This is a genomic window from Aliiroseovarius sp. F20344, from assembly GCF_023016155.1.
Classification (GTDB): Bacteria; Pseudomonadota; Alphaproteobacteria; order Rhodobacterales; family Rhodobacteraceae; genus Aliiroseovarius.
This window is the reverse complement of the sequence record NZ_JALKBG010000005.1, coordinates 209,379-233,403: the sequence shown is the minus strand read 5'-3', so window position 1 is coordinate 233,403 and position 24,025 is coordinate 209,379. Positions and strand designations below refer to the sequence as shown.

21 protein-coding genes are annotated in these 24,025 nt (G+C 57.5%); 12 read left to right on the top strand and 9 right to left on the bottom strand.

The features are described from left to right. Positions 1-20: 20 nt before the first annotated feature. Positions 21-386, bottom strand: a complete 366-nt coding sequence (locus MWU55_RS05340) for a VOC family protein (RefSeq protein WP_246934723.1) — start codon at positions 384-386, stop codon at positions 21-23. 51 nt (positions 387-437) lie between these two features. After that, a complete protein-coding gene (locus MWU55_RS05335) occupies positions 438-1,259 on the bottom strand; it encodes a DUF6544 family protein (RefSeq protein ID WP_246934722.1) in 822 nt (273 codons plus the stop codon). Positions 1,260-1,449: 190 nt separating this feature from the next. Between MWU55_RS05335 and xdhA the strand changes: the two genes are divergently transcribed. From xdhA to MWU55_RS05280, 11 genes are all read left to right on the top strand, one after another. Further along, positions 1,450-2,814 carry a xanthine dehydrogenase small subunit gene (xdhA, locus tag MWU55_RS05330; RefSeq protein WP_246934721.1) on the top strand — a complete coding sequence of 455 codons (1,365 nt, stop codon included), beginning with the start codon at positions 1,450-1,452 and terminating at the stop codon, positions 2,812-2,814. Then, positions 2,811-5,087, top strand: a complete 2,277-nt coding sequence (gene xdhB / locus MWU55_RS05325; RefSeq protein WP_246934720.1) for a xanthine dehydrogenase molybdopterin binding subunit — start codon at positions 2,811-2,813, stop codon at positions 5,085-5,087. Before xdhA ends, xdhB begins: the two co-directional genes overlap by 4 nt. Next, a complete protein-coding gene (gene xdhC / locus MWU55_RS05320; protein WP_246934719.1) occupies positions 5,077-6,066 on the top strand; it encodes a xanthine dehydrogenase accessory protein XdhC in 990 nt (329 codons plus the stop codon). The genes xdhB and xdhC overlap by 11 nt, the downstream gene beginning before the upstream one ends. Positions 6,067-6,073: 7 nt before the next feature. Continuing rightward, the gene (locus tag MWU55_RS05315) at positions 6,074-7,570 is read left to right on the top strand and encodes an ABC transporter ATP-binding protein (RefSeq protein ID WP_246934795.1); all 1,497 of its coding nucleotides are present in this window, start codon (positions 6,074-6,076) and stop codon (positions 7,568-7,570) included. Beyond that, positions 7,567-8,655, top strand: a complete 1,089-nt coding sequence (locus tag MWU55_RS05310; RefSeq protein ID WP_246934718.1) for an ABC transporter permease — start codon at positions 7,567-7,569, stop codon at positions 8,653-8,655. The genes MWU55_RS05315 and MWU55_RS05310 overlap by 4 nt, the downstream gene beginning before the upstream one ends. Positions 8,656-8,666: 11 nt before the next feature. Next, on the top strand, positions 8,667-9,590 hold the full coding sequence (locus MWU55_RS05305) for an ABC transporter permease (RefSeq protein ID WP_246934717.1): 924 nt from the start codon (positions 8,667-8,669) through the stop codon (positions 9,588-9,590). A 9-nt stretch (positions 9,591-9,599) separates the two neighbouring features. After that, on the top strand, positions 9,600-10,379 hold the full coding sequence (locus MWU55_RS05300) for an ion transporter (protein ID WP_246934716.1): 780 nt from the start codon (positions 9,600-9,602) through the stop codon (positions 10,377-10,379). Position 10,380: 1 nt separating this feature from the next. Next, positions 10,381-11,460, top strand: coding sequence for a BMP family ABC transporter substrate-binding protein (locus MWU55_RS05295; protein ID WP_246934715.1), 1,080 nt, complete (start codon positions 10,381-10,383; stop codon positions 11,458-11,460). Between the two features lie 124 nt (positions 11,461-11,584). Next, a complete protein-coding gene (locus tag MWU55_RS05290; RefSeq protein WP_246934714.1) occupies positions 11,585-12,109 on the top strand; it encodes an EF-hand domain-containing protein in 525 nt (174 codons plus the stop codon). A gap of 99 nt (positions 12,110-12,208) precedes the next feature. Continuing rightward, positions 12,209-13,144, top strand: a complete 936-nt coding sequence (locus tag MWU55_RS05285) for an aldo/keto reductase (protein WP_246934713.1) — start codon at positions 12,209-12,211, stop codon at positions 13,142-13,144. Then, entirely contained in the window at positions 13,137-14,204 is a 1,068-nt protein-coding gene (locus MWU55_RS05280; protein WP_246934712.1) for an FAD-binding oxidoreductase, read from the top strand. Before MWU55_RS05285 ends, MWU55_RS05280 begins: the two co-directional genes overlap by 8 nt. On the opposite strand, the gene MWU55_RS05275 is transcribed toward MWU55_RS05280, so the two are convergent. From MWU55_RS05275 to MWU55_RS05260, 4 genes are all read right to left on the bottom strand, one after another. Next, positions 14,201-15,124 (bottom strand): histone deacetylase family protein, encoded by a 924-nt coding sequence (locus tag MWU55_RS05275; RefSeq protein WP_246934711.1) that lies wholly within the window; start codon positions 15,122-15,124, stop codon positions 14,201-14,203. The genes MWU55_RS05280 and MWU55_RS05275 overlap by 4 nt on opposite strands. A gap of 36 nt (positions 15,125-15,160) precedes the next feature. Further along, positions 15,161-17,842 carry a bifunctional acetate--CoA ligase family protein/GNAT family N-acetyltransferase gene (locus tag MWU55_RS05270; RefSeq protein ID WP_246934710.1) on the bottom strand — a complete coding sequence of 894 codons (2,682 nt, stop codon included), beginning with the start codon at positions 17,840-17,842 and terminating at the stop codon, positions 15,161-15,163. A gap of 90 nt (positions 17,843-17,932) precedes the next feature. Further along, the gene (gene cueR, locus MWU55_RS05265) at positions 17,933-18,334 is read right to left on the bottom strand and encodes a Cu(I)-responsive transcriptional regulator (protein WP_246934709.1); all 402 of its coding nucleotides are present in this window, start codon (positions 18,332-18,334) and stop codon (positions 17,933-17,935) included. Then, positions 18,331-20,793, bottom strand: coding sequence for a heavy metal translocating P-type ATPase (locus MWU55_RS05260; protein WP_246934708.1), 2,463 nt, complete (start codon positions 20,791-20,793; stop codon positions 18,331-18,333). Before MWU55_RS05260 ends, cueR begins: the two co-directional genes overlap by 4 nt. A 133-nt stretch (positions 20,794-20,926) precedes the next feature. On the opposite strand from MWU55_RS05260, the gene MWU55_RS05255 reads away from it, so the two are divergent. Further along, positions 20,927-21,118 (top strand): heavy-metal-associated domain-containing protein, encoded by a 192-nt coding sequence (locus tag MWU55_RS05255; RefSeq protein WP_246934707.1) that lies wholly within the window; start codon positions 20,927-20,929, stop codon positions 21,116-21,118. Positions 21,119-21,146: 28 nt separating this feature from the next. On the opposite strand, the gene oppF is transcribed toward MWU55_RS05255, so the two are convergent. Genes oppF through MWU55_RS05240 form a run of 3 tightly spaced genes read right to left on the bottom strand, consistent with a single transcriptional unit; the run spans position 21,147 to position 24,024 of the window. Then, positions 21,147-22,133 carry a murein tripeptide/oligopeptide ABC transporter ATP binding protein OppF gene (gene oppF / locus MWU55_RS05250; RefSeq protein WP_246934706.1) on the bottom strand — a complete coding sequence of 329 codons (987 nt, stop codon included), beginning with the start codon at positions 22,131-22,133 and terminating at the stop codon, positions 21,147-21,149. Beyond that, complete coding sequence (locus MWU55_RS05245; protein WP_246934705.1) at positions 22,130-23,104, bottom strand: oligopeptide/dipeptide ABC transporter ATP-binding protein; 975 nt, start codon at positions 23,102-23,104, stop codon at positions 22,130-22,132. The genes oppF and MWU55_RS05245 overlap by 4 nt, the downstream gene beginning before the upstream one ends. Before the next feature lie 14 nt (positions 23,105-23,118). Then, positions 23,119-24,024, bottom strand: coding sequence for an ABC transporter permease subunit (locus MWU55_RS05240; RefSeq protein ID WP_246934704.1), 906 nt, complete (start codon positions 24,022-24,024; stop codon positions 23,119-23,121). Position 24,025 lies beyond the last annotated feature (1 nt).

The following is a 24,025-nucleotide window of genomic DNA, read 5'->3' as shown; positions in this document are numbered from 1 at the left end:
GGAGTTCTGAAAGAGACCGATTACGTTTTGGCGCGCTCGAGGCATTCGATCCGGTTTCCGAATGGGTCTTCGGTGTAGAACCGGTTATAATCGGGCAGCTTTTCATCGATCCGAACGCGGCATCCCGCCTGCTTCAATCGCTCCCCCAAAGCATCCAGATCCGCGACTTCGAAAGCTGGATGTGCTTTGCGAGCTGGCTGAAATGGGGTTTCGACGCCGAGATGAACACGCAGGTCGCCCAGACAAAACCAGACGCCCCCACGTCCAAGCAAGGCATCAGGTTTGGGTTCTTCTGAAAGACCAAGCAAGTCAGCGTAAAACGCGCGGGCTTCGTCTTCGTGCCCTTTGGGCATCGCGAGTTGTACGTGATGGAGATTTAGAAGCATGGCATTGGCACTCCTCTTTTCGGTATACTATTGCATACCGAACTGCAAATATCAACTCGACCTATTCTGACAGGGACCTAGCCGGCCCCGCCAATAGCCTTCATACCCATCTGAATAAACATAGCCAACTTCGCCAGTAATTGGCACACGCCGCCCATCAAGCATTGCATAGTTCGAGTAGCTTCCGCGCCAATCCAACAAAACCGGTTCGCCATTCTCATCTTTTGCAAGACGATTACTCGCCTGCATCCCAACAATGTCGCCCTCGGCATTGAATAGCAGCGTCACGCGTGCTTCTTTGCCGCCAACTGGCAAGCTGACGTCGACGCGATCATCGGAATCCTGCTGCCAATTGATTTGATGATTGGCAAGGATCGCGTCGGGGAACCATGGCAGCTCCGAAAGGTAACGCATCGCCTCGCCCCGGTCTGCTTCGGCCCCGGTTTCGCGTCCCATGGGCCAAGCGCCCAGAAGCCGCACCTCAAGTTCGCCGACCCCTTGCACAAACCGGTCTAAAACTCGGACCACGGGCACCGGGCCAAGCCGCATAGTGGCGGACCAAACAAAGCCGGGTTCTGTGGTGGACACGATCTGACGTGCTGTTATTGGTTGCCAATCAGCCCCTTTGGAAAGGCGCATTTCAACATCTTGGGACACACAGTGGCTTGTCCTGATATGTTCATCGCCCACCATGCCCTTCTGTGCGAACGCGGCAACGATTTCAGGCAAGTCAGTACGTATCTTACCGGTTGCTTCACGCCGCAACTGGTCAGAAAGTTCATGGACCTTCGCGGCAAACCGCATCCCCAGAAAAATTTGTCCAATCAAAAGGATAAGCGCAATCAGCAGCAGTATCAGTCCAAATGTCTTCATCTCCGCCTCCGCCTGAAATTTAGTATCCAACTGGAAGGTTCGCGTTGATCGTGATCAAGGATTTTCTTGCTTCAAAAGCGATTCTCGGTTTTTCTGATCTGACTTCAAGAATAACCCCGCGCGTTTTCTACGCCGCATCGAGGACGCCAATAGCGGGGCCACCAACAGGGTAAGGCGGCAGGACTATGAAATGACTATCACCTTTCTTCTGAATGGAGAGAGCGTGACCCTGCGCGATGTCGACCCGACGCAATCCACGCTGAATTGGCTGCGCGAGAACCGCGGTCTGACCGGAACCAAGGAAGGCTGCAATGAAGGTGATTGCGGCGCCTGTACCGTCATGGTGCGGGATGCAGGCGGGGCAAAAGCCGTCAATGCCTGCATTCTCTTTTTGGGCCAGTTGGATGGAAAATCCGTCACCACGGTCGAGGCACTGGCGGGTGACGATGGCCTGCACCCAGTGCAAACCGCCCTAATCGAAGAACATGGATCGCAGTGCGGGTTCTGCACGCCGGGGATCGCTGTGTCATTGGCGACCGCGCATTTGAATGGCGACATGGCGCATGATGATGTGCTGGCCGGGAATCTGTGCCGATGCACGGGGTACGCGCCGATTGTCCGTGCCGCTGAAAAGGCAAGCAAGCTGCCTGCCCCCGCAGGAATTACCCAAGCGCCAGATCTGCCCGAAGTGGATGGCCACGACCCTATGCAGCCGAAGGATAGTGACGGTCTGGCGCAGGCGTTGATGGAGCACCCGCACGCGACACTTGTGGCGGGGGCGACGGATGTTGGGCTTTGGACCACAAAGGCGTTGCGGGACATCCGGCCTGCAATCTTTCTAGGGGGCGTATCCGACCTAAAACAGGTCGAAGTCACGGATGCGCAAATCCATATCGGCGCAGGCGTCAGTATCGAGGATCTGCGTCAACTGATGCTGGGTCGCCATCCCCATTTCGCGGAAATGCTGCGCCGTTTTGCATCACTTCAAGTGCGCAATGTCGCGACGATTGGGGGCAATATTGCCAATGGCTCTCCAATCGGTGATGGCCCGCCGCCGCTGATCGCTCTAGGTGCAACGCTTCATTTGCGTCGCGGGGACATACGCCGTCAGATCGCGTTGGAGGACTTCTTCATCGACTATGGCAAACAGGACCGTCAGGCAGGCGAGTTTGTCGAGGCAATCTCGATTCCGCGTCAGGCGGATCAGCTTCGGGTCTATAAACTCTCAAAACGTTTCGATCAGGATATCTCGGCCGTTCTGGGCGCGTTCAACATCGGTGTTGAGGACGATAAAGTCACGACCGCTCGAATTGCGTTTGGCGGCATGGCCGGGACACCTAAGCGTGCCACGCATGTCGAAGCCTCATTGATTGGGCAGCCGTGGACTCTTGAAACCGTCCAGTCCGCAGCCAAAGAATTTGCCAAGGACTATGAGCCCTTAACGGATATGCGAGCCTCGGCGGATTACCGACTGAAGGCTTGCCAGAACATGTTGATCCGCTGTTACCACGAGGATCAGGGCACAGCCTCTTCTGTACTGGAGGTGACGTCATGAGCGCCGGAACCTCCCTGCCCCACGACGCAGCCGCCCTTCATGTGACCGGCGCTGCGCGCTATGTCGACGACATCCCCACGCCTTCCAACTGCCTGCATCTGGCCTTTGGCCTAAGCGATACAGCGCGCGGGATCATCACGCGGGCGGACCTGTCCAAGGTACGGGCCGCTGAGGGCGTGGTCGCGGTGCTGACTGCTGCGGACCTGCCATTTGACAACGACGTCTCGCCATCGGCCCATGACGAACCGCTTTTGGCGCAGGGCGAAGTCTTCTATCACGGGCAACCCATTTTCCTTGTGGTCGCGACCAGCCATTTGGCTGCGCGAAAGGCGGCGCGTTTGGGCGAAATTATAATCGATCCTCGTCCGGCAATTCTAACCATTGATGACGCATTGGCCGCAAACAGCCGGTTCGAAGACGGGCCAGTTATCTGGTCACGAGGGAACGCCGAAAGCGGGCTTTCAACAGCGCCCTATATCATCGAAGGCAGCTTCGAGATGGGCGGACAGGAACACTTTTATCTTGAGGGGCAGGCCGCGCTGGCCGTGCCGCAAGAAGATGGGGATATGTTGGTCCATAGCTCGACCCAACACCCAACTGAAATTCAGCACAAAGTGGCCGAGGCCATTGGCAAGCCGATGCATGCCGTCCGTGTCGAGACACGGCGCATGGGCGGGGGTTTTGGCGGCAAGGAAAGCCAAGGCAACGCGCTGGCCGTATCCTGTGCCATCGCAGCACGACAGACCGGGCAACCCTGCAAAATGCGCTATGATCGGGATGATGACATGGTCATCACCGGCAAGCGACATGACTTTCGCATTTCCTATCGCGCGGGTGTCGATGAAAACGGTCGACTGGTGGCGCTGGATGTCACACAAATGACCCGCTGCGGGTGGGCGCAAGACCTGTCCCTGCCCGTCGCAGATCGCGCCATGCTGCATGCCGATAACGCCTATTTCCTGTCCGATGTGCGGATCGAAAGCCACCGGTTGAAAACCCACACGGCTTCGGCCACTGCATTTCGTGGCTTTGGTGGCCCGCAGGGGGTATTCGGGATCGAACGGATCTTGGATCACGTGGCGCAAGCACGCGGATTGGACCCCAAGGATGTGCGGCGCGTGAATTACTATCGCGACGGCCAAACAACCCATTATGGGCAGGAGATTCAGGGCTTTCACATACCGGCCATGACCGATGCGTTGCTTGAACGCGCAGATTACACGCGCCGAAAAGACGAGATCGCTACCTTCAATGCGGAGAACCCGCTCTTAAAAAAAGGGCTGGCGTTTTCACCCGTTAAGTTCGGGATCAGTTTCACGCTGACCCATCTGAACCAAGCGGGCGCACTGGTACATGTGTATCAGGATGGCTCGATCCAAATGAACCACGGCGGCACCGAAATGGGGCAAGGGTTGTTCCAGAAAGTCGCTCAGGTTGCAGCCCGCAGTTTTGGCGTGCCGCTGGATTTCGTGAAAATCACGGCGACGGATACGGGTAAGGTGCCCAATACCTCGGCCACTGCGGCCTCGTCGGGGTCCGACCTGAACGGGATGGCCGTGCAATCGGCCTGCCTTGCCATACGGGATCGTATGGCCAAACATCTGGCGCAGATCTGGCAATGTACTGCCGCCGAAATCACCTTCGCAGACGGCGAAGTCCACGGCCCAGCGCAAAGCATTCCATTTCAGGAAGCCGCAAAGCTTTCCTACGAAGCACGAGTTAGTCTGTCAGCGACTGGTTTTTACAAAACACCCGAAATCACGTGGGACCGGGTCAAAGGGCAAGGGCGGCCGTTTTTCTATTTCGCCCATGGCGTCGCCCTATCCGAAGTGGTGATCGACACGTTGACGGGCGAGAACCGCGTGTTGCGTGCCGATATCTTGCATGACACAGGCACCAGTCTGAACCCGGCGCTGGATATCGGTCAGGTCGAAGGCGGCTATGTGCAAGGCGTGGGGTGGCTGACGACAGAGGAACTTGTCTGGGATGACAAAGGCGTGCTGCGCACCCATGCACCGTCGACGTATAAGATTCCGGCCTGTTCAGACCGCCCGCGTGTTTTCAACGTGGATCTGTGGGACCAACCCAACCACGAAGAAACGATCTTTCGTTCAAAAGCAGTGGGGGAGCCACCCTTCATGCTTGGCATCTCGGCCTGGTTGGCTTTGGCGGATGCCGTGTCCGCATGCGGCGATGGATTTCACGACATGAACGCGCCAGCAACGGCGGAAGAGGTTCTGGCAGCCGTCGAGAGAGTGCGCGATGGCGATTGATCTGACCTCCCTTCGCTCCGCACTTGCGGATCACCTCGCCGTGGTGCGCGTGGTGGTGGCTGATACTGCCGGATCAACCCCGCGCGAGGTTGGCGCAGCGATGCTGGTTTGGAAGGACGGACAAACTGGCACAATCGGTGGCGGAGAGTTGGAGTTCCGTGCAGCGAAAGCAGCCCGCCAACAATTGGCTGATGGAACGCAGCAGACAATCGAACGTTTGCCCCTTGGCCCAGCTTTGGGTCAGTGCTGCGGCGGTGCGGTCACTATTTTGTCCGAGATCTACAGGGCGGATGACCTAACCAATCTTAAGGACGTGCCCTTGCACGCACGCGCCGTCGGAGGCCAATCCGACATGCCCCTTGCTGTAAAACGTTTGATCGCGGCCGCACGCAATCAAGGCGTAACGCCCACCGCCGAGTTACTGCAAGGCTGGATGGTGGAGCCGATCGCACATCCGACCGAACCCGTTTGGATCTACGGCGCTGGCCATGTGGGACGGGCGCTTGTCGCCACTCTATCCCCATTGCCGGACCTTGCCATCACATGGGTCGATGTGGCGGCAGACCGCTTTCCAGAAACACCGCCCGAAGATGTCACCTGTCTTCCTGCGCCGGACCCCGCCAAAGCGGTTCGCCTTGCGCCTGACAGCGCACATCACCTTGTGCTGACCTATAGCCACGTCATGGATCTTGAGATCTGCCATGCGATTCTATCACGCGACTTTGCCACCGCAGGCTTGATCGGATCGGCAACAAAATGGGCCCGTTTCCGTCGTCGCCTCACCGCGTTGGGACACGGCATAGGTGAAATCGACCGGATTGCCTGCCCAATTGGCGATCCAAGCCTTGGAAAACACCCGCAGGCCATTGCCGTAGGGGTTGCGTCCGCGCTACTTAAGAGCGTGGCATATAACAATAAATCGAACACCACACACCACGACAGGGGGATGTCATTTGACAGGGGATTTGCGCCAAGCTGATGCGCTGATGACGCTGGAGGGTCTGACAAAGGCCTATCCCGGCGTTGTCGCCAACGATCAGGTCTCGTTTTCGCTGCTACCCGGCGAAGTTCACGCCCTTTTGGGTGAAAACGGGGCGGGTAAATCCACCCTCGTTAAAATGATCTACGGTTTGGTGAAACCTGACGCGGGCCAAATGACCCTGAAGGGCGAGACTTTTACCCCTGTGAATCCCGCTGCTGCACGCGCGGCAGGTGTGGCAATGGTGTTCCAGCATTTCAGCCTGTTTGACGCATTGTCTGTCGCCGAAAACATCGCGCTTGGCATGGACAACCCGCCGACGCCGCGCGAACTGTCTGCCCGCATCCGCGAAGTAAGCCAAGCGTATGGGTTGCCATTGGACCCCGAGCGGACCGTGGGCGATCTGTCGGCAGGCGAACGTCAACGGGTCGAGATCATTCGCTGCCTTTTGCAAAACCCCAAGCTTCTGATCATGGACGAACCGACCAGCGTTCTGACCCCGCAAGAGGTTGAAATTCTATTCGAAACCCTGCGCAAGCTGACGGATGAAGGCACCGCGATCCTTTATATCTCGCACAAGTTGGAAGAAATCCGCAGCCTGTGTGAACACGCGACGATCCTGCGCCATGGCGTGGTGGTGGACACCTGCGATCCCCGCGAGAAATCGGCCCGCGAATTGGCCGAGATGATGGTGGGCGATACGCTGCACGTGCCATCACGCGAACACTGGGAACCGGGCGACGAGGCGCTGTCGCTCGAGGGCGTTTCCATGACCTCGCCCAACGAATTTGGCGTGAACCTAAGAAACGTCAGCCTGAGCGTGCGCAAGGGCGAAGTGCTGGGCATTGGCGGTGTGGCAGGCAATGGGCAGGACGAGCTTCTGGCGGTTTTATCTGGCGAAGCCCGGGCCAGCGCAGGGGCAATCAAGCTGTCCGGGGACGAGATTAACACCCTGCCACCCAATGCACGACGCACACGCGGATTGCTAACGGCACCCGAAGAACGGCTGGGCCATTCAGCAGCCCCCGAAATGAGCTTGACTGAAAACGCTCTGCTTACCGGCGCTGTACGCGAGAACCTTGTGGAACGCGGGTTCTTGCGCTGGGGCAAAGCTGAAAGCTTCGCCCGCCGCATCATCGAAGCGTTTGATGTGCGCACGCCAGGCACGGAAAACGCAGCGGGATCGCTGTCTGGTGGCAACCTGCAGAAATTCGTCATTGGCCGTGAAGTGTTGCAAGACCCAGACGTCTTGGTGGTAAACCAGCCCACTTGGGGCGTGGATGCGGCGGCTGCGGCCTCGATCCGGCAATCATTGCTGGATCTCGCCCACAAGGGCGCCGCCGTGATCGTGATCAGCCAGGATCTGGACGAACTGATGGAAATTGCCGACCGCTTCACGGCATTAAACGAAGGGCGCGTGGCCAACCCCGTGCCAACCCAAAACCTGAGCGTCGAGGAGATCGGCCTGATGATGGGTGGTGGAGAAGGTGAGGTGGCCGCATGATCCGTCTTGAGAAACGACCGCAGCCCTCAAAGTTATGGGCAACGATGACTCCGGTTCTGGCGGTGATCGCAACTATGATTGCAGGCGGCATCATGTTCTGGATGCTGGGCAAGGACCCGTTCGAGGCCATTCGCACGATCTTCTGGGACCCATTGTTTCATGAAACTTTTGGACCCTACTCGCGGCCTCAGCTTCTGGTAAAAGCCGCTCCCTTGATCCTGATTGCCATCGGTCTGTCTCTGGGCTTTCGTGCAGGTATCTGGAACATCGGGGCCGAAGGTCAGTACATCATGGGGGCCATCTGTGGCGCCGCTGTTGGGCTGGCCTTCTATCCATCTGAGAGCATTCTTCTATTCCCGGCCATGGTGCTTGCGGGTGCGATTGGTGGCTGGGCTTGGGCAATGATCCCCGGGTTTTTGAAAGTGAAGTTCGGCACCAACGAAATCCTTGTCAGCCTGATGTTGGTTTATGTGGCCGAGAACCTTTTGGCATCGGTCAGTCAGGGGCTCTTGAAAAACCCAGATGGGATGGGCTTTCCCGGATCGCGCAACTTCCGCGACTTCCCGGCCGCTTATAACACCGATATAATCGAGGGCACAGGCATGCACTGGGGTGTGGCGGCAGCGTTCATCGCGGTGATCCTTGCCTATATCCTTCTGACCCGCCACATGCTGGGCTTTCAGGTGCGACTGGCAGGCGAAGCCCCACGCGCAGCACGGTTTGCAGGCGTGAACCCGACGCGGCTGGTGCTGTTTTGTCTGGGCACTTCCGGGGCACTTGCAGGTCTTGCTGGTTTGTTCGAAGTATCGGGTCCGTCCGGTCAGGTCACGATCGACTTCAACTCTGGCTATGGGTTCACCGCGATCATCGTGGCTTTCCTTGGTCGCTTGCATCCGGTCGGCATCTTGCTGGCGGGCCTACTGATGGCGCTGACCTATATTGGCGGTGAGCTGGCGCAACTGATGCTGGGTCTTCCTGGTGCGGCGATCCAGATGTTCCAAGGCATGTTGATGTTCTTCCTTCTGGCGATGGACATGCTGACCCACTACCGGCTGCGGCTTAAACGCCCAGTAGCGGCACAATAGGAGCGACAATCATGGACCTAGGACAAATCAATCCGATCCTGCTTTTGGCCTCTCTCATGGTGGCGGCCACTCCGATCCTATTGGCAGCCATAGGCGAAGCCGTCGTCGAGAAATCCGGCGTCCTGAACCTTGGCGTCGAAGGCATGATGATCACCGGTGCGGTGGTGGGTTTTGCCATTGGAGTAAACACCCAAACCCCGGCCCTTGGCTTTGTTGCAGCAGCGGTGGCAGGCGCGGCCCTGTCGATGCTTTTTGGCCTTCTGGTGCTTTACCTTAAGTCCAACCAAGTGGCGACGGGACTTGGGCTCACACTTTTCGGCCTTGGTCTGTCGGCCCTGATCGGCAAACCCTACGAAGGCATCAAAGCGCCCACCATGGCGAAGTGGGACATCCCGCTTCTTTCCGATATCCCAGTGCTTGGCCCGATCCTCTTCAAACACGATCCTATGGTCTATGTCAGCCTGATCATCGTCGCAGCCACGTGGTATGTGCTGACCAAAACCCGTGCTGGCCTCATCCTGCGCGGCGTCGGTGAAAACCACGACGCGGCCCATGCGCTTGGCTACAAAGTGAACCGTGTGCGCCTGATTGCGATTGCGTTCGGGGGTGCTTGTGCGGGCCTTGGTGGGGCTTACATCAGCCTTGTGCGCGTCCCGCAATGGGTCGAAGGCATGACCGCTGGCGCTGGTTGGATCGCCTTGGCAATCGTTGTCTTTGCAAGCTGGCGGCCATGGCGTGTTTTGCTGGGTGCCTACCTCTTTGGCGGCATCACGGTTTTGCAGCTGAACTTGCAGGCAGCCGGGGTCGCACTTCCCGTCGAGGTCTTGGCAATGAGCCCCTATGTGGTGACAATCCTTGTGCTTGTCGGTATCTCGTTCAAAGGGAACCACGGCGCGCCCGGATCACTGGGTCGCAGTTTCCACGCAACGCATTAAGGGATGTCTATGACAAAAGCCGAGATCCACGACATTCTAGACGGGCACACCCCATTGGGCGGTGTGAATGTCGGGCGTGTGATGGATGTTCTGATCCTTTTGTCGGCGGTCGCAATCGCACTGGAAACCATGCCGGAGCTTCCCGGGCAGGTTCGCAATCTTCTGTTCAAGTTCGAAATTCTGCTTCTCGTCGTTTTTGCGGCCGAGTATGTGCTGCGCCTTGCGACCGCCCCGCGCCCAGCGCGGTATGCGTTCAGCTTTTGGGGCATAGTCGATTTTCTCGCCTTTGCTCCGGCCATCGCCTTCCTGACCCCACAATGGCAGGTGCTACGCGCTTTCCGACTGCTCCGCCTTGTGCGCCTGCTGAAACTGTTTCGGGGCAGCCATGCGATGGAACGGATGGTCGTGGCGTTCCGGCAAGTGCGCGGAGAACTTGCCATTTTCGGCGTGATCTCAGGGCTGATGCTTTATGTGTCCGCCGTTGGCATCTACATTTTCGAACATGACGCCCAGCCCGAGGTCTTCTCCTCGATCCCCAACAGCCTGTGGTGGGCGGTGGCAAGCTTTACCACCGTGGGCTATGGCGACATGTTTCCGATCACGCCCGGCGGGCGGATCTTCACCACCTTTGTCCTGTTCATTGGGCTTGGCGTGATCGCCGTGCCCTCGGCCATCGTGACGACGGCGCTATTGGAAAGCGAAACCAATATTCAACGCCGCATTCGCGAGGCCCGCGAGAACGGGGAAGAGAACAACAACGAAACTGCTCAAGACACCAAGGGAGACTAATATGCGTGTATTGAAAACACTTCTGGCGACTGCTGCTCTGGCCACCGGCCTGGGCACCGCAGCGATCGCAGAAGACAAAACCAAAGTCGGCTTCATCTATGTTGGCCCAGTTGGCGATGGCGGCTGGACCTACGAACACGACCAAGGCCGCAAAGCGGTTGTGGCCGAGTTTGGCGACAAGGTCGAAACCATCTATCAGGAAAGCGTGCCGGAAGGTGCTGACGCAGAACGCGCGATCACGCAGATGGCGCTGGCGGGTGCTGACCTGATCTTCACCACATCGTTTGGCTATATGGACCCAACGATTGCCGTGGCTGAAAAATTCCCGGACGTGAAATTCGAACACGCAACAGGCTACAAGCAAGCCGACAACGTGTCTGTTTACTCGGCCCGTTTCTATGAAGGCCGCGCCGTGCAAGGTCACATTGCAGGCAAAATGACCAAGTCGAACATAGTAGGCTACATCGCGTCTTTCCCGATCCCGGAAGTTATCCGTGGCATCAACTCGGCTTACATCCACGCCAAAAAGGTGAACCCGGACGTTCAGTTCAAAATCATCTGGGCCTATACATGGTTTGATCCGGCCAAGGAAGCTGACGCGGCCAAAGCTTTGATCGAGCAAGGCGCGGACGTTGTGCTGCAGCACACGGACTCGACCGCGCCGCAGGCCGCTGCGAAAGAAGCTGGCAATGTCGTGACCTTTGGTCAGGCGTCGGACATGGGTGACTATGCCCCGTTCCCGCGCGTGTCTTCGATCATCGACGATTGGGGCCCCTACTACGTTGCGCGCACCAAAGCGGTTATGGATGGCACATGGGAAAGCGTCTCGACCTGGGACGGCATCGGCGCTGGCATGGTTGGCATCGGCGAGATTTCGGACGCCGTACCGGCTGACGTGAAAGCCGAAGCTGAAGCCCTGCGTGATGCACTGGCCGACGGAAGCTACCACGCATTCACCGGCCCGCTGAACAAGCAAGACGGCAGCGCATGGCTGGCTGAAGGCGAAACCGCCGATGACGGCACGCTGGCTGGCATGGGCTTCTATGTCGAAGGCATCGAAGGTGAAATTCCGTCGAACTAATCGACTGAAAACCTGATCATGAAAGAGCCCTGCCATTGGTGGGGCTCTTTTTTTGCGCACTTCGCGACGGAAACCCATTCGCATTCCGTTTAATGCATATATTGACAACAAACGGAGCGTTACCATGCGCAAATCTACCCCTATCCTGATCGTCGCAGCACTGGTCGTCGCCCTTCCCGCACTGGCTGGAAATCAGCCCGGCGCGCATTTCCTCGAGATGTGGGACCTGGATGAAAACGGGTCGGTCTCGATCGAAGAAGTACGCGAACGGCGCGGCGATATTTTCACGACCTTTGATGCCGATGATGACGGCATCCTGACCGCCGAAGAATACGTGTTGTTTGACGAAGCCCGCGAGGCTGACATGAAGGAACATGGCATCAGCCAAGGTCAGGGTGGCGGCAAAGGAATGGGCCAAGGCAAGGGCAAAGGTCAGGGTCAGGGTCACGGCAAAGGCCAAGGAAAAGGCATGGGACAAGGCATGGGCGAACACAGCGCAGCCATGGCCATGACCCGCGAAAACGCGGATCAAGATGGAGATGGTCAGGTGACGCGAGAGGAATTCCTTGCAGGTGTCGACATCTGGTTCCCCAAGCAAGATCGCAATGGCGACGGAAAACTGACCTCAGACGATTTCGGACGGATGTAACTGCGTTCCTTCGTTTGCCTTTCGGGTAAACCGTCCGAAGTTCAGGCCCTGCGAAAGCGGGGCCTTTTCCTTTCCGGGTCTGCGTGGCAGGGTCGCGTCATGACCGATTTGATTTCACTTGATGGCACCCTCGCCCCCCGGTTCGCCTTCGGTACCATGCAGTTTGGCGACCAAGCCGACGAAGCCGCCTCCCGTGCGATGTTCGACGCCTGTCTTGACGCGGGCATCACGCATTTCGACACGGCGTATCTTTATACTGGCGGTGTGGCGGAAGAGTTTTTGGGGCGGTTCATAAATGCCCAGCGCGACCGCCTAATAATCGCCACGAAAATCGGTTACGACGCACCAGACAACATCGATACATTGCACAGGCAATTCGGCACGTCGCGCGGCCGGCTAGGGCTGGATTGCGTCGATATCCTTTATCTGCACCGCTTTAATCCCAATTTGGCCTTTGAAGCACAGATCGAGTTCTTGGCGGATTTGCAAGCCAAAGGGCTGACCCGCCATCTGGCCCTGTCCAATTTCGCGGCGTGGCAGGTGATGAAAGCGCAAGCCATTGCCCAATCGATGGGCACCCGGATCGACGTGGTTCAACCGATGTACAGCCTTGTGAAACGACAGGCAGAGGTCGAACTTTTGCCCATGTGCGGCTCGGAATGTATTTTGGCCGCAACCTACTCTCCGCTGGGTGGCGGGTTGTTGACCGGCAAATATGCAAGCGGCGGCAAAGGGCGACTGACGGAAGACCAGCGTTATGGAGCACGCTATGGGTTGGATTGGATGCATAAGGCTGCGGCGGAGCTTCCCAAGATTGCAGCAGATCTGGAGATGCATCCCGCCACGCTTGCCGTGGCTTGGGCCGCTTCTCACCCCGCGCGCCCAGCACCCATTTTGTCAGCGCGATCGCTTAAGCAACTCCAACCCTCGCTGGATGCATTGAGTTACAAGATATCGCCGGAGCTTCGGGATCGCCTAACCGCGTTGACTCCGACACCTGCGCCAGCCACAGACAGGATTGAAGAACATGGATGATTTTCTGATCATTGGGGGCGGCATTGCGGGCACCTCGGCAGGTGCTCGGTTGGCCCAGCTTGGCACAGTGCGGCTGTTGGAAGCCGAAGACGCGCTTGCGTATCACGCATCAGGACGGTCGGCTGCCTTGTTTGAAGAAAGCTATGGAACCCCTGCGGTGGTCGCTCTGAACCATGCCTCGCGCAGCTATCACGAGGTCAACAAGGTTCTGTCCCCGCGTGGTTTCATGGTGGTTGGTGCAACAGGTCAGGACGACGTATTGGCGCAGGATCTGGCGAAAATGAAACTTGAGGCCATCAGCATTCAGGAAGCCTGCATATTAATGCCGATCCTGAAGCCTGATGAGCTATGCGGTGCAGGGTATCACGCCGATGCGTGGGACATCGACACAGACCGATTGGTGCAAGGCTTCGCACGGGATACGCGCCAGAATGGCGAGGTTGTAACGGGGGCTAAGGTCACCGGCATTACACGCCTGAAGGATGGTTGGCAGGTTAAAACCACAAAAGGTGAATTCACAGGTCACAAGCTGGTGAACGCAGCAGGGGCTTGGGTGGATGAGGTCGCCAACATCGCAGGTGTTCGTCCTATCGGCATTCGCCCCTTACGCCGTTCCATGGCGCGCATTCCGGCGCCGGGTGGACTGGATGTGTCCAGTTGGCCAATGGTGCTCAATGCAGGCGAGACTTGGTATGCAAAGCCTGACGCGGGCGCTTTGATCGTGTCGCCCGCTGATGCAGATCCGACAACGCCGCATGACGCATGGGCCGATGACATGGTGCTGGCCGAAGGGCTTGCGCGGTATGAGGAAATGGTGACCGAGCCGGTGACCCGCGTGATTTCGAACTGGGCTGGGTTACGCAGTTTCACGCCTGACGGAAACCTTGCGATCGGTCCCGCATCGGACGATCCCGACTTCATCTGGTTTGCTGGACAGGGCGGATACGGCATGCAGTCCAGCCCCGCCGCGTCGCAGTTGCTGGCGGACATTGTGGGCGGAAGGCCGTCTGAGCTGGACGCCGAGACTGTCAGAAGCCTCAGCGCCGCGCGGTTTGGTTAACCCAGCAAAACATCCAAATGCTTGACCACGGAACGGGCCAGAACGTCTGGCTCGTACCCACCTTCCAACATCGAAACGATCCGACCCTCGGCGAACTCATCTGCCACGGATTTTAGCTCGCGCGTGACCCATTCATAATCAGCATCGGTCAGCTGAACGCTGGACATGTCGTCAGCCACATGGGCGTCAAACCCTGCCGAGATGAAAACGAATTCTGGTTTGAAATCGCGCAGGTGAGGGATCCAGTGACCAGACACAGCCTCGCGAAACTCGGCACTTCCAGCGCCGGCGGACAGCGGAATATCGACCAGATTGTCAGTCTCTTTCTCATGCCCGGTAAAGGGATAGAACGGGTGCTGGAAGCTGGAGCAAAACAGCACACGCGGTTCTGCCTTGAAGATCTCCTCAGTGCCATTGCCGTGATGCACGTCGAAATCGATGATCGCCACGCGGGAAAGCCTGTGGGCTTCTAACGCATGGGCCGCGGCTACGGCGATATTGTTGAACAGACAAAACCCCATCGCCTTGTCGCTTTCCGCGTGGTGGCCGGGTGGGCGAACCATGCAAAAAATCGGGTTGGCCTCTTTCGACATGACAAGATCGACACCCATGCAGCCAGACCCGGCAGACCGCTCGGCAGCTTTCAACGTGCCCGGGCTCATTACTGTATCGCCATCCACTTCGACGCTTTCCATACCCTGCCCCGGCGCCAGTGCATAAACGCGATCAAGGTAGTCGCTGTCATGTACACGCTCCAACTGTTCACGCGTGACCAGCGGCGCATCGTGATGGCGCACCACGTAATCCATGCCCGACATAATAAGCTGGTTGTTGATCGCATCCAGCCGCGCCTTGCTTTCCGGGTGCAATGGCCCCGCGTCATGGTCGCGACATTCATTATGCGAAATGATGGACAGCATATGGTCTCCTCCCCCAATCCCTCGTTTGATATCTTTTCAAAGCCAACGTTCGACGATCACCACGTCGCGGTCATCTGGATCAGGCCGTTGTGTGAAGCCCAGCTCTTTCATCAAGCGCAACATCGGTTCGTTCTTTTTCAGAACGGTGCCTTCGATCACGTCCAGATCATGGTCCTGCGCAGCCCCAAAGAGGCCCTTCATCAGGCGCGTACCAAGCCCTTGGTGCTGAATGCGGTCGGACACCACGATGGCAAACTCGCAGCTCTTTTGATCAGGGTTGATCACGTAGCGCGCCACCCCGACCAGAACGTCTTTCCCGTCAATCTCGGCCATGGCGACCAAGGCCATTTCCCGGCGATAATCGATGGCTGAGAACTGCGCGAGCAATTCGGGGCTGAGTTCATTCACAGACCCCATAAAGCGCATCTGTTTTGCCTCGGGTGATAAGTCCCGCATGAAGGTTTGAAGATACTCTGCATCCTCGGGCCGGATGGGACGGATCACAAGGGGCGTGCCGTCCGACAAATACGTCTCGCGTGCCAGATGGCGCGGATAGGGGTGAATGGCCATGTGGTCATAAGGGCCATCCTTGGCAGGCGCCCGCTTGACGGAAATCCGCGCATCAACCGCCAGCACACCGTCGGGGCTGACAAACAGCGGGTTGATATCCAGTTCGGTGATCTCGGGCAATTCACTCACGATGATCGACACGCGTTTTAGGACGTCAATCAAGGCTTCGCGATCCACCGGAGCGGCATCCCTAAATTCCTCCAACGCGTTGGAGACCCGCGTTTTGTTGATCAGTCGCTCTGACAAAACGGCGTTCAAGGGTGGCAAAGCAACAGCACTGTCTTTCATAACCTCAACCATTGTGCCACCTGCGCCAAACAGAACCGTCGGCCCAAAGACAGGATCGCGGCTGGCGCCAATGACAAGCTCTCGCGGATCTTTCAGGTTCGCCATCGGCTCGACCGTTATGCCGTTGATCTGCGCATCAGGCCGGGCAGATTTGGCCGAGTTCACAAGTTCATGAAACACGCGCGTGACCGATGTTGCATGCGCGACGTTGACCCGCACACCCCCCACATTTGTTTTGTGGGTTATGTCGGGTGATGAGATCTTCATCGCCACCGGGTATCCAACGGTTTCTGCGGCAACCAATGCTTGTGATGGGGTTTGTGCCTCGATCGTCATGTTAACGGGGATGTTGAAAGCCCTTAAAAGCGCCTTGCTTTCAGTGTCCGACAACATGCTACGCCCGTCCGACAAAGCCGAAGCGATGATCAACCGTGCGCCGTCCAGATCAAGACCTTTCTCGAATGCCCGTGCGCGTGGCACTTCTAATGCCAGTTTCCGGTTGCGTCGGTGCTGCACCAAATAGCTGAACCCTTCGACCGCGCGTTCGGGTGTTTCGAAATCAGGCACACCAGCCTTTGAAAGGATTGCGCGACCAGCTTCAACCGATGGTTCCCCCATCCAGCACGCCAAAACAGGTTTGCGACGCCGCTTGGGCAACGCGTCCACTACGGCTTGAGCCGTAGCCACCGCATCGGTCATGGCTTGCGGGGTCAACATCACCAAAACCCCGTCATTGTTATCGTCTGCAAGCGCAGCTTTAACTGCCGCAGCATAGGCTTTTGGATCTGCATCCCCTAGAATATCGACGGGGTTGGCATGGCTCCAATACGCAGGAAGGGCTTTGTCCAACACGGCTTTTATCGCGTCAGAAAGTGGTGGCAACGGTAAGCCAAGATCACCGGCCCGATCCGCCGCAAGCACCCCGGCGCCGCCACCATTTGTGATGATGCACAGACGTTCGCCATATACTTTGCGCGTGTTTGCCAGAACCTCGGCCGCTGCGAAAAGTTGACCAAGCGTGCCAACCCGTACTGCACCTGCACGTTCCAGTGCTGCATCAAAAACCTCGTCCGATCCGATAAGCGCGCCTGTGTGGGTATGCGCCGCTTTCGAGCTGCTGGCATGGCGTCCAGACTTCAGCACGATCACCGGCTTCAGCCGCGATGCACGGCGCAGTGCTGACATGAAGTTCTGCGCATCCTTGATACCTTCGATATACAAAAGGATCGCATCAGTGCGCTGGTCCATTGCCAGAAAATCCAGCACATCCCCGAAATCGATATTGGTCGAATTGCCCAGGCTGACCATGGCCGAGAAGCCTGAGTGATGCGGCCCGGCCCAATCTGCAATCGCAGACACCAAAGCGCCGGATTGTGATACAAATGCCAAGCGCCCTTTGGGTGGGTCCGAACGCAGAAAAGTAGCATCAAGGCCCAGCCACGGGCGCACCAGACCTACGCAGTTCGGCCCCATGAAGCGAATACTGCCTTTGCGCGCCGCGGCTTTGACTTGCTCTTCCAAATCCTTGCCGCGCCCATCGCCCTCGCCGAACCCGGCGGAAAGGATGATCGCGGATTTCACCCCTGCATCCGAGCAATCGCGCATGATGCGCGGCACGGTACGGGCGGGGGTGGCGATGACCGCTAAGTCTACTTCCTCAGGCAGGTCCGATATCCGGGAAAAACACTCGTCTTCTTCGATCGCTTTATGCTTGGGATTGATCGGGAAAAGCGTTCCCTTAAAGCCACCTGCTTTCAAATTGCGCCATGCCATCGCCCCAACAGATGTGCCAGTCGGGCTGGCACCAAACACGGCAACAGATGTCGGGTCAAAAAGCGGTGTTAAAGGACTTTTGTCCATCGGAAGCTTCCTTAGAAAATTGCTTTCAAGGCAGTATAGTAGCGTACCTTTGGGTAAACGCGACAATGCCCTGTCAGTCTTTGATGTGCCTCAACCTTCTGACAGAGAAGTTGTTTCTATTCCCTTCAGGATCGGACAATCCGGGCGATCATCCCCCGCGCATTCACGCACAAGATGGGAAAGCGTATCGCGCATGGCGTTTAGGTCGGTGATTTTCGCCTCGATCTCATCCAGATGGGCGCGCGCGATGAGTTTCACGTCAGAACTGGCACGGGACTGATCCTCGTAAAGGGCCAGAAGGGCACGGCAATCTTCGATGGAAAACCCCAACGCGCGGGAACGCGCAAGGAAGGTCAATTTATGCAGGTCAGTCTCGCCAAACACACGGTAGCCATTTGTGTCGCGCAGGGGGGTTACCAACCCGATATCTTCGTAGTAACGGATGGTTTTGGCGGGCAGGCCCGTTTGTTTGGCGGCGTCAGAAATGTTCATGTGGCCTCCTTAAGGGCGGGTTTTATGAAGCGCAGCCTTAGCGCATTGCTTAGAACCAACACCGAGGACGCGGCCATGGCCCCTGCCCCCAGCATTGGTGACAAAAGCAGCCCCCATACAGGGTAAAGGACACCTGCTGCCACCGGCACCAAAGCGACGTTGTAGCCAAATGCCCAAAAGAGGTTTTGCCGGATGTTGGTCATGGTGCGGCGGCTGATTTCAAACGCGTTCACCACCCCGGACAAAGCGCCCGAGGAAAGGACAACATCCGCCGCCTCGATCGCTACATCCGTGCCGGTGCCGATGGCAATGCCCACATCCGCTTGCGCAAGTGCGGGGGCGTCGTTGATACCGTCGCCAACGAAGGCGACTTTCTGACCCCCGGCTTGTAATTGGGCAACCATCTTAGCCTTGCCTTCTGGAAGGGCTTCAACACAAGTCGTCGCAATCCCAAGTTGTGATGCCACTGCCCCAGCCGTGGTGGCGTCATCACCTGTGACAATCGCGACCTCGAGCCCATCATTTTCAAGTCGCTGCACAATCTGCTTCGCCTCTTTCTTAATGGGATCCATTACCCCAATGTTCGCGACCAACCGCTTTCCAAGCGCAGCAAAGAAAACTGTATGTCCGCTCTTTCGAAGCGCATATGTCCTTTCGCCAATCTTTGACATCGAGATGCCTTGATCATGCATGAAATGATAACTGCCGACTGCAAGCTGCCCGTACTCTGTCTCGGCCACCACGCCTTTACCGACAAACACTTTGGGGTTTTCGAGCTTCGCTGGTGTCGCTCCACGTTTCTCTGCACCACGCAAAACCGCTTGAGCCAAGGGGTGTTCGCTAAGCAGTTCGGCACCTGCGACTAGCCCCAGAAGCTCGTCTTCGGGCATGTTGTTGAGCACATCGAAAGCGACCAACTCGGGCCTTCCCTCAGTCAAAGTCCCGGTTTTATCAAACGCCACCACATCCACCGCTTGCAGTGTTTGCAGGGCGTCGCCGCGCCGGAAGAGCACCCCCAACTGCGCCGCACGCCCAGTCCCCACCATAATCGAGGTTGGCGTGGCCAGACCCATCGCACAGGGGCAGGCGATGATGAGGACTGATACACCTGCGACCAGCGCCAAGCCCAACGCAGGATCCGGACCGAACAGTATCCAGACAGCAACGGTCAACAGGGCCACGGCAATGACCACAGGCACGAAAACCGAGGTGATCCGGTCAACCAGCGCCTGAATTGGCAGGCGCGCACCTTGGGCGTCTTCGACCATGCGTACGATCTGGGCCAGCATCGTATCAGGGCCAATGGCGGTCACGCGGGCTTTCAGCGCGCCCGTTCCATTGACGGTGCCCGCAGTGATCGTGTCGCCCTGTGCTTTGGCTACCGGCACGGGTTCGCCAGTGATCATGCTTTCATCCACAAGACTATTGCCGTGCAGCACCTCGGCGTCCAATGGCACACGTTCGCCGGGGCGGATCACGATGACCTCGTCGGTGATGACCTGTGCGACGGGACGCGTGATCATGCGCCCTTCGACCTCAACCGTGGCTTCATCTGGGGCAAGCTCAACCAACGCACGGATGGCTTCCCCCGTGCGACCTTTGGCGCGGGTTTCCATCCAACGGCCAACAAGGATCAAGGTCACGATGACCGCCGCGGCTTCGAAATAGACATTGGCCGTACCCGGAGGCAGCACGTCCGGGGCGAAAACTGAGATGAGCGAATAGAGATACGCCGCCGACGCCCCCAGCGCGACAAGCGCGTTCATCTCGGGCGCGCCACGCAACAGCGCGGGAATGCCTTTGGCGAAGAACAGTCGCCCCGGACCAAACAGAACAATCGTTGTCAGGATCATCTGGAACCAATGCGAATTGGTCTGCCCGATATTGCGCGCAACCCAATGATGGAACGGGGGATAGAGATGTCCGCCCATCTCGATCAAAAAGACGGGAAGGGTCAGGGCGGCGGCCAGTAGGGCCTTGTGCTTAAGGGCGCGCGCCTCGCCCTCTTTGTCGCGTGGCCCGGTCGTTGCGCTGTCTTCGCGCAGCGTTGATGGGAACCCTGCTTTGGTTATCTTTGCAGCCAACGCATCCGCTGTGGTCGATCCAGACAGATAGGTCACAAATGCCCGTTCCGAGGCAAGGTTCACACGCGCCTCCAACACTCCGTAGGTGGCTTTCAGCAGGCGTTCCACGCGCCCGACACAGGCCGCGCATGACATCGACTGAACATCCAAAACCACTGTGTCACGCTGGGCCGGATAGCCTGCCCGGTCCAATGCGTTCGCCAAGTCCCCCGTCGTTGCAGGAGCGGACAGGGAAACCCGCGCCGTTTCGGTCGCAAGGTTCACGGGCGCCTCCGCCACGCCATCAACACTTTCAAGCGCGCGTTGCGCCCGCCCGACGCAAGACGCGCAGGACAGATTTTGCAGCTCAAGTGTCAGAGTGTTCGGGGTAGCCATGGTGATCTCCGCTGTATCACCCCTTACATAGGGCTTCCAGTCACTGGAAGGTCAAGAGGAGTCCAGAAGATTTGACGCATTGACCCGACAAATCTGCACTGTATTCAGAAAACACCCTATGAAAGGACAGCAGATGACCACATTCCTAGTTCCCGACATGAGCTGCGGCCATTGCAAAGCCGCCATCACGGAAGCGTTGGAAGGGTTGGGCAGCGTTCACCTGAGTTTCGATATGGAGGCGCGCGAGGTTCAGGTGCAGGGGCTAGCACCAGCCAAGGTCATCGCGACATTGGAAGATATCGGCTTTCCGAGCACTAAAAAGTAAAACCCCGGCGCAAGGGCCGGGGATTTCGTTAGCGTTTGTGGCAGGCGACCAGCTGTTGGTTGCCAAGATCCTTAAGCGGCGGCTTGCTTTGCGCGCATTCTGGCCCGGCAATTAGGCAACGTGTGCGGAACACACAGCCTGATGGCGGGTTCAAAGGCGACGGCAAATCCGCATCCAAAATCATTACCTCTTTCGAGGCCTCCGCTTCAGGATCCGGGATCGGCACTGCCGAAATCAAAGCTTCCGTATATGGATGGCCTGGCGCGCGATAAAGTTGCTCGGCCTCGCTGATTTCAACCACATTACCCAGATAAAGCACCATCACGCGGGTCGAGATGTGTTTCACCACAGATAGGTCATGCGCAATAAAGATCAGGCTCAGCCCCATCTCTTCCTGAATGTCCATCAAGAGGTTGATCACCTGCGCCTGAATGGACACGTCCAGCGCGGACACAGGCTCGTCACAAATGATCAGCTGCGGCTTCACGATCAACGCACGGGCAATCCCGATCCGCTGACATTGCCCGCCCGAAAACTCGTGCGGGTAGCGGTTGATCATGTTGGGCAGGATGCCCACACGCTGTAACACTTCGCGTACTCGCTCCTTAACCTCGGACGCAGGGATGTCCGGGAAATGGGTTTTCAAAGGCTCAGCCACGATCTGGCCGATGGTCATGCGCGGGTTCAGAGATGCCAGTGGATCCTGAAAGATCATCTGCATCTCTTTGCGGTGCTCGCGCATGTCCTGCTTGTTCAGCTCAAGCAGGCTATCACCCAGCCACATGACCGTTCCGGCCTCGGCGGGGACCATACGCATGATGGCGCGGGCGAGTGTAGACTTGCCACAGCCACTTTCACCCACGATCCCAAGCGTTTCGCCCGGCATTAGATCAAAATCGACCCCATCCACAGCTTTCAGCTTTTGTGACGGCGTCCATGGCAGCGCGCCTTTCGCACGAATGTCAAACCAGACCTTCAGATCGCGCACGGACAAAAGTGGGGATTGCACGTTCATGACAGCTCCTCCAAGGATTTCAGGCACGCCCGACGACGCACCGCACGACCAACAACACCGTCCAATGTCGGACGCTCCACAGCACAGCGATCATCCGCAAACGCGCAACGCGGCGAGAAGGGGCAGCCCTTGGGCATGTTCATCATGTTGGGCGGGCTGCCCGGAATGGTTTCCAAGCGCTCGCTTTCAATGTCCAGACGTGGAACGGCTTGCAACAAACCCATCGTGTAGGGGTGTGTCGGCATTTCGAACAGGCCCTTTGTGGTGCCGTATTCCATCTGCTGCCCGCCATACATAACCAGCGTTTCCTTACATGATCCCGCCACAACACCAAGGTCGTGCGTGATAAGGATAATGGCCATGTTGAACTCTTTCTGGAGATCCTCCAGAAGCTTCATGATCTGCGCCTGAACAGTCACGTCCAGCGCTGTTGTCGGCTCGTCTGCCACCAGTATATCTGGCTTACACAGAAGCGACATTGCGATCATCACGCGCTGGCGCATCCCTCCCGAGAACTCATGTGGGTACATGTTCACGCGCTTCTTGGCTTCGGGAATGCGTACCGCGTCCAAAAGCTCAACGGACTGTTTCACCGCTTCGCCCTTTGAAATGCCCTTATGGTGGGTCAACACTTCGGCCATCTGATCAGAGACCCGCAAGAACGGGTTCAGACAGGTCATCGGATCCTGAAAGATCATCGCAATGCGTTCAGCGCGGATCTTGTTCAGCTGTGCCAGCGGCATGTTGAGGATTTCATTCCCCTCAAGCTTCACCGACCCGGTCGCTTGGCCGTTCGCGGCCAACAGACCCATAATGGCGAACACAGTCTGGCTCTTGCCCGACCCGCTTTCCCCAACCACACCAAGGGTTTCCCCGGCATCAAGATCAAAGCTGATCTTGTCAACGGCGGTCACGGTGCCATCCGGCGTATCGAACTTGACGCTCAGGTCACGGACTTCAAGTAGTGCCATAACTCACGCCTCCCTTAGCGGTCTTTGGGGTCAAGCGCATCACGCAGACCATCACCCAGAAAGAAAAATGCAAACAGCGAAATAAGGAAGAAGAAGAGCGGGAATCCCAGCATCCACAGTGTTCCATATCGCATCTGTCCTGCGCCCTCGTTGATCAATGCACCCCAGCTTGTCAGCGGCTCCTGAACCCCAAGGCCAAGGAACGAGATGAAGCTTTCGAACATGATCATTTGCGGCACCAGAAGTGTCGCATAGACGATAACCACACCCAAAAGGTTCGGCACGATGTGGCGCAAAATGATCGCAGGAGTCGAGACACCTGTGGCCACTGCGGCCTCAACGAACTCTTTGTTCTTGATCGACAGGGTCTGACCACGCGCGATCCGCGCCATATCCAACCAGGAAATCATCCCGATCCCGACAAAAAGCATGAAGATCGAACGCCCGAAAACCACCAGAAGCAAAATCAGGACGAACATGTAAGGGATAGCCATCAAGATATCGACGATCCGCATCATGATGTTGTCAATGCGTCCACCGACAAATCCTGCTGTGGCCCCATAGAGTGTTCCCACGATCACCGAGATCAGCGCTCCGACAACCCCAATCATCAGCGAAATCTGCGTCCCCTGCACGACACGGGCAAAGAGATCACGTCCAAGCGGATCAAGGCCAAAATAGTGGCCCGTTTCGATAGACGGACCGCCCAAAGTCTGCACGTCCCCCATCAGGTTCCAATCGATCTCTTCGTTGGACCAAGGAGTTACATAGCTTCCAAAGATTGCGAACAGTGAGATCAGGATCAAGATGATCAGAGATGCGACTGCCGCCTTGTTTCGGAAGAACCTTGCGCGTGCATCACCCCAGAGCGATCGCCCTTTCAGGAACTCTGCACTTTCCATATTTGTATCTAAATTCATT

Bases quoted from the DNA above. Each gene is read 5' to 3' on its own strand.
- MWU55_RS05270 (WP_246934710.1), bottom strand. From the start codon at position 17,842: ATGGACAAAAGTCCTTTAACACCGCTTTTTGACCCGACATCTGTTGCC.
- MWU55_RS05290 (WP_246934714.1), top strand. From the start codon at position 11,585: ATGCGCAAATCTACCCCTATCCTGATCGTCGCAGCACTGGTCGTCGCC.
- oppF (WP_246934706.1), bottom strand. From the start codon at position 22,133: ATGAACGTGCAATCCCCACTTTTGTCCGTGCGCGATCTGAAGGTCTGG.
- MWU55_RS05300 (WP_246934716.1), top strand. From the start codon at position 9,600: ATGACAAAAGCCGAGATCCACGACATTCTAGACGGGCACACCCCATTG.
- MWU55_RS05305 (WP_246934717.1), top strand. From the start codon at position 8,667: ATGGACCTAGGACAAATCAATCCGATCCTGCTTTTGGCCTCTCTCATG.
- cueR (WP_246934709.1), bottom strand. From the start codon at position 18,334: ATGAACATTTCTGACGCCGCCAAACAAACGGGCCTGCCCGCCAAAACC.
- MWU55_RS05260 (WP_246934708.1), bottom strand. From the start codon at position 20,793: ATGGCTACCCCGAACACTCTGACACTTGAGCTGCAAAATCTGTCCTGC.
- MWU55_RS05340 (WP_246934723.1), bottom strand. From the start codon at position 386: ATGCTTCTAAATCTCCATCACGTACAACTCGCGATGCCCAAAGGGCAC.
- MWU55_RS05255 (WP_246934707.1), top strand. From the start codon at position 20,927: ATGACCACATTCCTAGTTCCCGACATGAGCTGCGGCCATTGCAAAGCC.
- MWU55_RS05280 (WP_246934712.1), top strand. From the start codon at position 13,137: ATGGATGATTTTCTGATCATTGGGGGCGGCATTGCGGGCACCTCGGCA.
- xdhA (WP_246934721.1), top strand. From the start codon at position 1,450: ATGACTATCACCTTTCTTCTGAATGGAGAGAGCGTGACCCTGCGCGAT.
- MWU55_RS05245 (WP_246934705.1), bottom strand. From the start codon at position 23,104: ATGGCACTACTTGAAGTCCGTGACCTGAGCGTCAAGTTCGATACGCCG.
- MWU55_RS05240 (WP_246934704.1), bottom strand. From the start codon at position 24,024: ATGAATTTAGATACAAATATGGAAAGTGCAGAGTTCCTGAAAGGGCGA.
- MWU55_RS05285 (WP_246934713.1), top strand. From the start codon at position 12,209: ATGACCGATTTGATTTCACTTGATGGCACCCTCGCCCCCCGGTTCGCC.
- MWU55_RS05295 (WP_246934715.1), top strand. From the start codon at position 10,381: ATGCGTGTATTGAAAACACTTCTGGCGACTGCTGCTCTGGCCACCGGC.
- MWU55_RS05315 (WP_246934795.1), top strand. From the start codon at position 6,074: ATGACGCTGGAGGGTCTGACAAAGGCCTATCCCGGCGTTGTCGCCAAC.
- MWU55_RS05310 (WP_246934718.1), top strand. From the start codon at position 7,567: ATGATCCGTCTTGAGAAACGACCGCAGCCCTCAAAGTTATGGGCAACG.
- xdhC (WP_246934719.1), top strand. From the start codon at position 5,077: ATGGCGATTGATCTGACCTCCCTTCGCTCCGCACTTGCGGATCACCTC.
- MWU55_RS05275 (WP_246934711.1), bottom strand. From the start codon at position 15,124: ATGCTGTCCATCATTTCGCATAATGAATGTCGCGACCATGACGCGGGG.
- xdhB (WP_246934720.1), top strand. From the start codon at position 2,811: ATGAGCGCCGGAACCTCCCTGCCCCACGACGCAGCCGCCCTTCATGTG.
- MWU55_RS05335 (WP_246934722.1), bottom strand. From the start codon at position 1,259: ATGAAGACATTTGGACTGATACTGCTGCTGATTGCGCTTATCCTTTTG.